At 65.0% G+C, this 8,390-nt stretch carries 11 protein-coding genes; all 11 read right to left on the bottom strand.

The genetic code is table 11. The features are described from left to right. Positions 1 to 1,332: hypothetical protein (locus ACTJI6_RS17000; RefSeq protein ID WP_440802337.1), on the bottom strand; the 1,332-nt coding region annotated here is incomplete at its 3' end. 67 nt (positions 1,333 to 1,399) lie between these two features. Continuing rightward, positions 1,400 to 2,221, bottom strand: coding sequence for a hypothetical protein (locus ACTJI6_RS16995; protein ID WP_440802336.1), 822 nt, complete (start codon positions 2,219 to 2,221; stop codon positions 1,400 to 1,402). Continuing rightward, entirely contained in the window at positions 2,218 to 2,427 is a 210-nt protein-coding gene (locus ACTJI6_RS16990; protein ID WP_440802335.1) for a hypothetical protein, read from the bottom strand. The genes ACTJI6_RS16995 and ACTJI6_RS16990 overlap by 4 nt, the downstream gene beginning before the upstream one ends. Before the next feature lies 1 nt (position 2,428). Further along, positions 2,429 to 3,148 carry a glycoside hydrolase family protein gene (locus ACTJI6_RS16985; protein WP_440802334.1) on the bottom strand — a complete coding sequence of 240 codons (720 nt, stop codon included), beginning with the start codon at positions 3,146 to 3,148 and terminating at the stop codon, positions 2,429 to 2,431. A 108-nt stretch (positions 3,149 to 3,256) separates the two neighbouring features. Beyond that, positions 3,257 to 3,493, bottom strand: coding sequence for a hypothetical protein (locus ACTJI6_RS16980; RefSeq protein ID WP_440802331.1), 237 nt, complete (start codon positions 3,491 to 3,493; stop codon positions 3,257 to 3,259). Next, positions 3,490 to 3,816, bottom strand: a complete 327-nt coding sequence (locus ACTJI6_RS16975) for a hypothetical protein (protein WP_440802330.1) — start codon at positions 3,814 to 3,816, stop codon at positions 3,490 to 3,492. Before ACTJI6_RS16975 ends, ACTJI6_RS16980 begins: the two co-directional genes overlap by 4 nt. Next, positions 3,807 to 4,244, bottom strand: a complete 438-nt coding sequence (locus ACTJI6_RS16970; RefSeq protein ID WP_440802329.1) for a hypothetical protein — start codon at positions 4,242 to 4,244, stop codon at positions 3,807 to 3,809. Before ACTJI6_RS16970 ends, ACTJI6_RS16975 begins: the two co-directional genes overlap by 10 nt. Beyond that, a complete protein-coding gene (locus ACTJI6_RS16965) occupies positions 4,237 to 5,262 on the bottom strand; it encodes a phage late control D family protein (RefSeq protein WP_440802326.1) in 1,026 nt (341 codons plus the stop codon). Before ACTJI6_RS16965 ends, ACTJI6_RS16970 begins: the two co-directional genes overlap by 8 nt. After that, a complete protein-coding gene (locus tag ACTJI6_RS16960; RefSeq protein WP_440802323.1) occupies positions 5,259 to 5,489 on the bottom strand; it encodes a tail protein X in 231 nt (76 codons plus the stop codon). The genes ACTJI6_RS16965 and ACTJI6_RS16960 overlap by 4 nt, the downstream gene beginning before the upstream one ends. Before the next feature lie 11 nt (positions 5,490 to 5,500). Further along, positions 5,501 to 5,932, bottom strand: coding sequence for a phage tail protein (locus ACTJI6_RS16955; protein ID WP_440802321.1), 432 nt, complete (start codon positions 5,930 to 5,932; stop codon positions 5,501 to 5,503). 4 nt (positions 5,933 to 5,936) lie between these two features. Then, entirely contained in the window at positions 5,937 to 8,369 is a 2,433-nt protein-coding gene (locus tag ACTJI6_RS16950) for a phage tail tape measure protein (RefSeq protein WP_440802318.1), read from the bottom strand. Positions 8,370 to 8,390 lie beyond the last annotated feature (21 nt).

Below are 8,390 nucleotides of genomic sequence, written 5' to 3'. Positions count from 1 at the left end.
ATTGCCGTCGGTCAGGGTCACGTCCACATCATAGGGCACACCCGCGTCTTCGGCCCGGTTGACATAGGTCTTGCCTTTCGACCCATCCGGCCAGGACCAGTCGAAAGTCGGCTCGGACCCCGCGATCAGGCTCAGCGGTGGCGGCAGATGCAGCGTCATCGTCTGACCCACAGCCGGGGTGCCGGCAATGTAGGGATCGCGCAGCAGGACAGGACCGGATGCCAGCGGCGCGAAGTCGATCTCCCACTCGCCCATCATCTCCGCAGGCGCGGTCGGGCTAGCCAGGGCCAGGGTCTCGGGTTCCGACGCCGCGTCCACGTTGGCGATGGCGAAGATGCTGGTAGGGGTGACGATCAGATCGGCGGGTGCCGGGCTGACTTCGAAGGTCCAGGGGGTGGACGCATAGCCTGCTGCCGCCGCCGCGATGATCAACGCACCGGCTGCGACCGGCGTGAAGGTCCAATCGTTCGTCTGGCCGACCCGCGTGGCCGTGATCGCCGTCTGCCCTTGGGCGATGGTCGGAGGGCCGTCGATAGGGGCGTTGAAGGTGACGCTGGCGGACTGGCCCGCCACCAGCGGGTTGGGGGTGATGGTGGCTTGGAGGATCGGTGCGGTGATCGTCAGGCTGGCGACCGCCGTCGCGTCGGGATCCACGCCATTGCTGGCCGTCCAAACCGCCTCGTAGACACCGGGCGCCGCGTCGGCGATCCGTCCGTCCTCGACCTCATCCAGAACGCTCGCGCCATCGCGCGTCAGGCTGGTCAGGACCACCTGGGGATCCGGCTGCCCTGCGGTGACGGTGGGCGGCACCAGCACCAGGTCGCCATCGACCAGATCAAGCGCCCCGCCCGAGAGCGCGGGCGCCACCTCAGGTTCCGGGTCCACAGGGCCGACCGGCAGCAGTGGACCATCGACCCGCGACCCGTCGGCCATGATCTTGATCAGCCTGCCGCCCTCGATGTCCAGGTCGATCACCGGCAGCGGCAGGTCCGCCAGAGCCGCCTCGACTGCAGCTCCGGCAGCCGATCCGGCCTGGGACGCGAATCCAGAAGCCTGACCAAGAACAGCCTGCATTTCGGCAAGCGCAGAAGCGATTGCATTCTGATCTTCAGGTGCAAGGTTTGCGGTCAAACCCTCTACCCGCGTCGTCCCGCCGTCCGTCATCGTGATGATGATGCCGCCGTTATCGGCGTCCGCCACCATGCTCGCGATACCCACGCCCCGCTCGCCCTTTGCCGGGATGCGGGCGGCCGCGCGATTGACGTCTACCAGGATCGCGATCAGGTCTGCGGGAACACCCGCATCGCGCCATTTTTTTACGTCGAAGGCCATGTTTGTCCCCGATGAAAAAGAAAAAGGCGCCCGTTTGGGCGCCCGATGGTCTTTTCGGCAGTTTCCGTCAGGCCACCTCGGGCCAGCCGTTCGGCCAGGCCTCGCCTGGCTCCCATGCCATGTCGAGCCACGGCGCCCAGGTCGCGCAGACCAGCGGCACGCCGGATGCGTCGATCTCGTCCTGCACATGCGCCCACCAATCGCGACGGGACCGGATGCCTGGATGCCTCGCCTCAGCCGCAGGCAGCCCATCATGCCACGAGCATTCCGTCAGCGCGATCCTGTGGTCCGGGTAACGGTCGGCTGCGCAGCGCAGCACATCGCGCAGCGGGGCGTCCGACCAGCACGCATGATGATTGATCCCGATCACCTCGATAGCCGGGCCGAACAGCCTCACCAGCCGGTCTGTCGCCCACCAGACATCATCATCACAGACGTGCGCCGGATCGCAGGTCCAGAACCGCAGATCGGGGTTGATCGCCAGGGCCGCCCCCATCATGGCGGCTGCCTGCATGGTCGCGTCCTCTCGGGATTGCCCGGACAGGCCCGGCCCAACGCTCGGCTCATTGACCGCGATCAGCCGGTCACGCGGCCCCAGGATGCCTGCCAGCCGCTGCACGTGGCCAATCGGATCGCCCGGCTGATCGAAATGGACGGCCGACCAGACGATCAGCGCATTCGGTACCTCGGCCCGCGCGCAGGACCAGCGTTCTAGCGGGTCGAACCGCTCGGGCAGCGTGTCCCGGAAGCCCTGCGCACCCTGGGCAATGGCGGCGGCATAATGCCGGGCCATGCCCATGCCCGGGACGTGTCGCGTCTGGATCAGCGTGTCCACGCCGTTCCAATGTAGCCGGGCGCCCTCGAAGCCCGCGAACAGGGGTGGTGTCATTCGGCGGGAGCGTTCAGCCGATCCGGCACGAAATAGCCGATCAGCATGGCCGCCAGGAAGCCCACCAGGGCGGACATTCCAGGCCCAGCAAGCGAAGGGGCCGCAGTCGTCATGACCTCGCCCCATGCTGCCTGCACGACCGAGGCGATACCGCCCCCGGCCAGGAGTTTGTTCGTGGGTAGGGCGGACAGTTGTTTCGCGAGCATGTCAGGTCTCCAGGTTAAGCGCGGCGATCTCGTCGCGGGCGCGGTTGAAGGCGGAAAGGGCTGCTTGGGTGCGAGGACCGTCGATGCCGTCGATCCTGCCGGTGTAGAGGCCGATGGCTGCGAGGGCCCGTTGCAGGCGGTGCAGGGGCGTTTCGGCATCTTCTCGGCCCATCAGCGCCAGGATGTCCGATTGGAAAAGCCGCTTGGCCGGTTTCCAGATAACCTTGCCGGTGCTGCTGACCTGCCAGACAGTGGCCTTTGCCTTGCCGTAATCGCCGGTCAGGAAAAGGTCGCGCTCGGCGGTTCGACGTCCGATGATCTCCGCAGGCTTTCGCCAGTTCGCCAGCATTGAAGCGGCGGCATCAGCCTTTTGCCCGCGCTTCCACAGGTTCACCCAAGCTGCCCTGCCGATGGCCCCAGTGTTGAAATGGAAGCTGACCGCCGCGTCGAATTCATGCTGGGCCGTCGGTGTGCGGCCCAGCGCGTTCAACACGTCTGCCTCGTAGCGCGCCAGATCGCGCCGAAACACGGCGAACACCTCGCGCAGAACAGTGTCCAGATCGGCTGGCATCCCGCGCGGCATGGTTGCCGGGATGGGCGGGCCAGCAGCAGCCGTGTGCCCGATCCCGAACGTCCAGACGCCGACACTATCCCGATACGGCGCGGGCACGATGCCTTCGTGCGCGACCAGGAAGGCCACGCCCTTGTCAGAGGTTTGCATGATGGCTCCATGAAAAAGCCCGCCGCAGGTGGTGACCTGGGCGGGTGGAAATCAGTGTTTCCGTCAGCTATTTCTGGGCGGATCGGCGCTGACCTGACGCCGAGGAAATCAGTATCCGGGATCAGGGTGGCGCCTGCCGGTGATCGGCGGGTAGGCCTGCATCGCCCGCCAGCGCAGATGCACGTCCTCGCAATGCACGGGATCGCGCCATACGATCTGCATGGCGTCGATGAAGGCCTGCCACGCCAAGCGCCAAGCCCTGCTGCACAGAGGTTCGTCAGATCGCCCGCCGAGAAAGCCGTTCAAAGCGCAAGAGGTTCGCCATTGCCAGCCGGTCTCGGTCATTTCGGCAGTCCTCCGAACTCGCGCCGGATCCCCGCCACGGCATCCTGTAGTCGCTGCGCAGCTTCGATCCGGTCCAGTTGCTTCTTGATGTCCGACAAATCGTCGTCGGTCAGTTCTCGATGCCGCTCTGTTTTCTGAATAAGCCCCTCCAGCATCCGCCGAAGTTCAGTCAAGGTTTCCTTGACCTCGTTTGGCGCAGGGGGGCGATCAGGTGGTGGTGTCCCGTCGCTCTTACGATGTCCTTTGATCATCGCGAGGGCCGCACCACCTGCCAAACCGATGAAACCGAGACCCTGCCCAATTGCTGCCCAGTCTATCTGCATCGAGTCCGCCAAATCTTGATCTCGTGGCCGCAATCAAGCGCGGCGTTGTAGAAAGCAGCCCCGCAGAAACCGAGTGCGATGAAGATGTAGGTCGCAACGCCAGTACCCCATGGGTTCTGCTGGGCGATGCCTATGGTCAGCGCCAGAAATACCTGACTGTTGAGGAACAGGGCGAACAGCCTGGCAAATGGGGTCCACCAGCCTCTGCCGTTCACATGCAGGCTGATGAGGTGGATCACCCCGACCAAGGTGTAGACAATGCCCCAGAGCCACTCGGGCGCGAGTGCCAGCGCATCCTCAAAGCTAGGGCCAGCCATTGAATGCAGCGGCAGGCTGACCCACAGACCAAACCATAGCGTATAAAAGGCAAGAAGCCATTCCAGCTTGCGGTCCCGGTATCGGGTGAACCAAGCCCAACGGCTAAGCATTTGCGCCTCCCTGTGCCAAGCTGTCCGGGTGCGCGATCTCGACCTGGGTCAGAAAACCGGCACTCCGGGCCAAGGTGTGTGTCACCCCCGCGATCCGATACTTGCCATCGATGCCCGGGCGCGCGCCCACGATGATGCACGCTGCGTCCGGAACGGCAGACGGATCGCCCTCGATGGTGACGGACCCGGCGCCCCCTGCCCTCTTGCAGGCCTCGGCCTGTGCTTCTGCCTGCCGATTCGCATCATCCTTGTCATCGGCAGGGGGGGAAATCTTCAGAACGGCTTTACTGACAAGGCCCGTCTCGATCTCGACCTGATCCCACTTTCCCGTTGTGCGGTCGAAGTACGGCGCTGCGACCTTCCCATAGATCTTGCGCCCCAAGATCGGCGAGATGTCCCAGCCGTGCAGGTTGGCGCCGTATCGCCCGACAATCTGCGGGGCATATGCCGCACCGCGCCGGGCCATGACCGCGACATCGCGCTGGAGCCTGAAGTTTCCGCCGATCCGTTCGGCAAGCCGCTGGCCCATATGCAGAAAGCTTTCGTCCGACATGGCCCAGTATTTCAGCTTCACGCCCGCCAGTGTCGGATCGACCTGAACCGATGCCAGCCCGGCGAGCTTGGCCGCCTCGGAGAGGATCGTCTCGACCGTCGCATCATCCCAGTGCTTGCGTTTCCGATCCTTGGATGCGCCTGCGCTGTCGAAGCCCTTCGCTGTGATGGTGAGCAGACGCCCGACGGCGCGACCGCCGCTGGACCGGGGTTCATCGACGGTGCCTTCGAACACGATACGCAGGCCGGTATCCCGCCAGCCCATCGCAATCACAATCCCTGCGCCGATGCTCGGCATCGCGATCTGGCCGCCCGTGTCGTCCAGGATAAGGGATGCCGTGTCGCCTTCCGCGCCCGCGCGCAGCGAGACCGACGCCGACACCAGAAGCGGTGCCAGCGTCGACGTGATGTCCATTCCGTTGATCTGCACCGTGTAGGCCGCTTGTCTTGCCATGCCATCGTTCACCAGAGCCGTATCCGGCCTTGCGGCTCGGAGGGGGTTTCGTTTTCGCCAGAGACGGGGATCAGCACGACCGTTCCCGGTGCGATGAACGGCCCCTGCGCCGCGAGGCCGGGATTGATATCGAGGGTTCGCTCGACAACGCCTGGCATGGGTTTGCGAAAGCGCCTCCAGACCAGCAGTGGCAGCGTGATACCATCGCCGGTAACGACGATACTTTCCGTGTCCGCCATGGGCGCCCCGCTCAGAAGATGCTGTTGAAAACTTGCGTCAGGGACGAGAAGAAGGCCCCCGCCAAGGGGGCCGAAGTTCGGCGCAATGCTATATCGACCTCAATGACCCGCCCGACCCCGCCGGGATCGAGATACGATGACCGCTCGCTCACAGAATCGATCACGACCCATCCCATAAGGCCGCCGTCGCCCCGCATCATGTATTGCGGCTGACCGCTCCTGCGCATGAGCGAGAGGATGTTCAGCGTGCCCTCTCCCCCAAACTTTTCGGGGAAGAGGATGGCGCGGATCGACCAGCTTTCTTCGCCCTCCCCAGTGAATTCCAGGGGGGGCGCCGCGCCCAAGACCTGCTTGGCCACATGGCTGGCGGTGTGCGTCCGGGCGTATTCGGTCGCATTGAACGGCGCTACCTTGAACTGCACCGGCCCGATCATCATCAGCATTTTGTCACCCCACTTGCAGGTCGGCGAAGGCACCGCGCAGCGCGGCACCGGCCTCGGCTTCAAGCCTGCGCATCACCTCGCGGGCGATCCGGTCGGCATCGGCGGCCGTGACACCGGGGAAGGTCAGAGTCGGGTTGATCGTGATAGCTCCAATCGAAAGGCCGCCACCAGATCCGGTCGGGTGGATATAGCCCGAGCGATTTGCGGTAAACCGTTCCGGCCCTTCCTCGCCGACCAGATAGGTCGCACCGGCCGAGACGCGACCGCCTTTGGCGCGGGCGCCGTCGATCTGCTCGAATGCGCCCGTCTCGGGGTTATAAGTCCCGAGGTCCTGCTGCCCAGTTCTACCGCCAGACAATACGCCCATAAGACCGTCGCCCACGGCCGCGCGGAAATCCTCGCGAAGCTTTCCAGCCCAGGCGATTACCTTTGCCCAGCGATCCTTCATCCCGTCCCACAGGCTCTGGATCAGCGCCGCACCTGCCTCGTAGATGTCAGCTCCCATGGCGCGCACGCCAGCAACGATCTCGTCCAGCTTGGAGATGATGTTGCGCGTGATCTCCGCCGCGCGGGCGCTGATCTCCGCCGCCTCGGCATCCGTCAGGATCTCTCGCGAGAACAGCCTGCCACCGAAAGCCCGGACCGCATTGGCCGCATCATCGATGCCTTGGGAGATGGGCCGCCATGCATCGGCGAACCGGCGCAGGATCGGACCGAGAGGCTCGGCCCATTCTCGGATCTTCTCCATTTCCGGGCGCAATCGCTCTGAAATGGCCCGACCCACACCATCCGCGATGGCCGCGATCCGATCCCAATATTTCCAGGCCGCGCCGAGGGCGGCAACGGCCGCCGCGATAGCGATCCAGACAGGCGCGGATATCGCACCGATGGCGGTAACGACCGCTCCAACCGCCGGCGCCGCCAGCCGCAGGCCGGGGGTGGCCCCCGCCATACCGCGCAGGGCAGCGCCCATCCGATCCCAACGGGTAAGGGTCGCCCCTTGCATTGCGGCCAACGAGGCCTGTAGCGCGGTCGAGGCCACCCCTGCGCCCCGAATGCCTGCCGCGGTGCCGGCGATCCTGACAAGGGCCAGATGGGCAAGGTTCAGCGCCCCGGACTGACCAAGCAGACCGACGAATCGCAGCCCAGCCAGAGCACCCCGGAAGGCGATGAGCGCGCCGACGGACAGCATGAGGTTGGACACGAGTTGAGGGTGCGCGTCCACGAATGCTGTTAGCTTTTCGACCACAGGCGCAATGGCATCCATCATGTCCGTCAGGACGGGGATCAGAGCCGATCCGATCGTCACCTTCAGGGCATGCATGCGGTTGTTGAAGATCTTGACCGCATTGTCGAAGGTCTTCGACCTGACCTGAAATTCTTTGAAAGACGAACCGGCATAGCTCGCCTCGTCGGCAACCATGGCGACGCTTTCGCGGATCAGGTCGAGGTTGGTCAGCAGCGGGCCCAAGGCGCGCGCCTCGTCGCCGAACAGATCGGACGACACGGCGGCCTGAACCTCCTTCGGCAGGGCGGCAATACGCTCCATCACGTCGATGGTTGTGCCGACCGCGTCGTCCTGCATCCGGCGCGCAACCTCGGCGCTGTTGAGACCAAGGCGCGACATGGCGGCGGATTGCCGCTTCGTGGCGCTTTCCCCTCTGGTCAGGGCGCGACCCATGTTCATGAAGCTGGTTGCCGCGACTTCCGATTGCGCGCCCGCCGAGATCATCGCCGATCCGAATGCCGCAACCTCCTGCCCGGTGAAACCGAACTGCTTGCCCTGGGCCCCGACCCGCCGCACCACATCCAGCACTTCATCCGCACCAGACGCCTGAGCATTGGAAAGGTGGTTCATGGCATCGGCCAGCAAAACCGCCTCGTCGATGGTCAGGTTGAGACCAGTCATCAGCTTGGCCATCGCACTCCCGGCCTCGTCGGCCGAGATGTCGAAAGCGGTCCCGATCTGCGCCGCCTTCTCGGTGAACCTCGTCAGGTCTTCACCGGCAATGCCTGCCTGCCCCGCGGCGGCAGCGATGTCAGCGAGACCGTTGATGGTGATCGGCACCCGCTTGGACAGGTCGATCAGGCCTTGCCGGAATTCGGCATAAGCCTTGGGGGTCGGGAAATCGACGACCTTGCGGACATCGGCCATGGCGCTGTCAAACTCGCGCGCGGCCTGGACAGGCGCGCCGATGGCGGCCTTCAGCGTGTAATACGAGGCGACGGTATCGGCGATGCCGACACGCGCGCGATCCAGCGATGCCTCGTTGCGGGCCATGGCCGCCTCCAGGCGCATGCCGAGACGGCTGCCGCCCTGGGAGAATCGGTCGATCTGGCCACCAAGGCCGCGCAGCGCGCCAGCCACGCGGCGGCCGGGTGCCGTCACGCGGTCCAGAAGCGATACAATCAGGCGGCTTTCATGGGTCCGGGCCATGGCGATCCCTCAAACGTCGAA

The organism is Paracoccus sp. 22332, assembly GCF_052045125.1.
Classification (GTDB): domain Bacteria; phylum Pseudomonadota; class Alphaproteobacteria; order Rhodobacterales; family Rhodobacteraceae; genus Paracoccus; species Paracoccus haematequi_A.
This window is presented reverse-complemented; position numbering and strand designations above follow the sequence as displayed.

Bases quoted from the DNA above. Each gene is read 5' to 3' on its own strand.
- ACTJI6_RS16995 (WP_440802336.1), bottom strand. From the start codon at position 2,221: ATGACACCACCCCTGTTCGCGGGCTTCGAGGGCGCCCGGCTACATTGG.
- ACTJI6_RS16955 (WP_440802321.1), bottom strand. From the start codon at position 5,932: ATGCTGATGATGATCGGGCCGGTGCAGTTCAAGGTAGCGCCGTTCAAT.
- ACTJI6_RS16985 (WP_440802334.1), bottom strand. From the start codon at position 3,148: ATGCAAACCTCTGACAAGGGCGTGGCCTTCCTGGTCGCGCACGAAGGC.
- ACTJI6_RS16970 (WP_440802329.1), bottom strand. From the start codon at position 4,244: ATGCTTAGCCGTTGGGCTTGGTTCACCCGATACCGGGACCGCAAGCTG.
- ACTJI6_RS16950 (WP_440802318.1), bottom strand. From the start codon at position 8,369: ATGGCCCGGACCCATGAAAGCCGCCTGATTGTATCGCTTCTGGACCGC.
- ACTJI6_RS16960 (WP_440802323.1), bottom strand. From the start codon at position 5,489: ATGGCGGACACGGAAAGTATCGTCGTTACCGGCGATGGTATCACGCTG.
- ACTJI6_RS16990 (WP_440802335.1), bottom strand. From the start codon at position 2,427: ATGCTCGCGAAACAACTGTCCGCCCTACCCACGAACAAACTCCTGGCC.
- ACTJI6_RS16975 (WP_440802330.1), bottom strand. From the start codon at position 3,816: ATGCAGATAGACTGGGCAGCAATTGGGCAGGGTCTCGGTTTCATCGGT.
- ACTJI6_RS16980 (WP_440802331.1), bottom strand. From the start codon at position 3,493: ATGACCGAGACCGGCTGGCAATGGCGAACCTCTTGCGCTTTGAACGGC.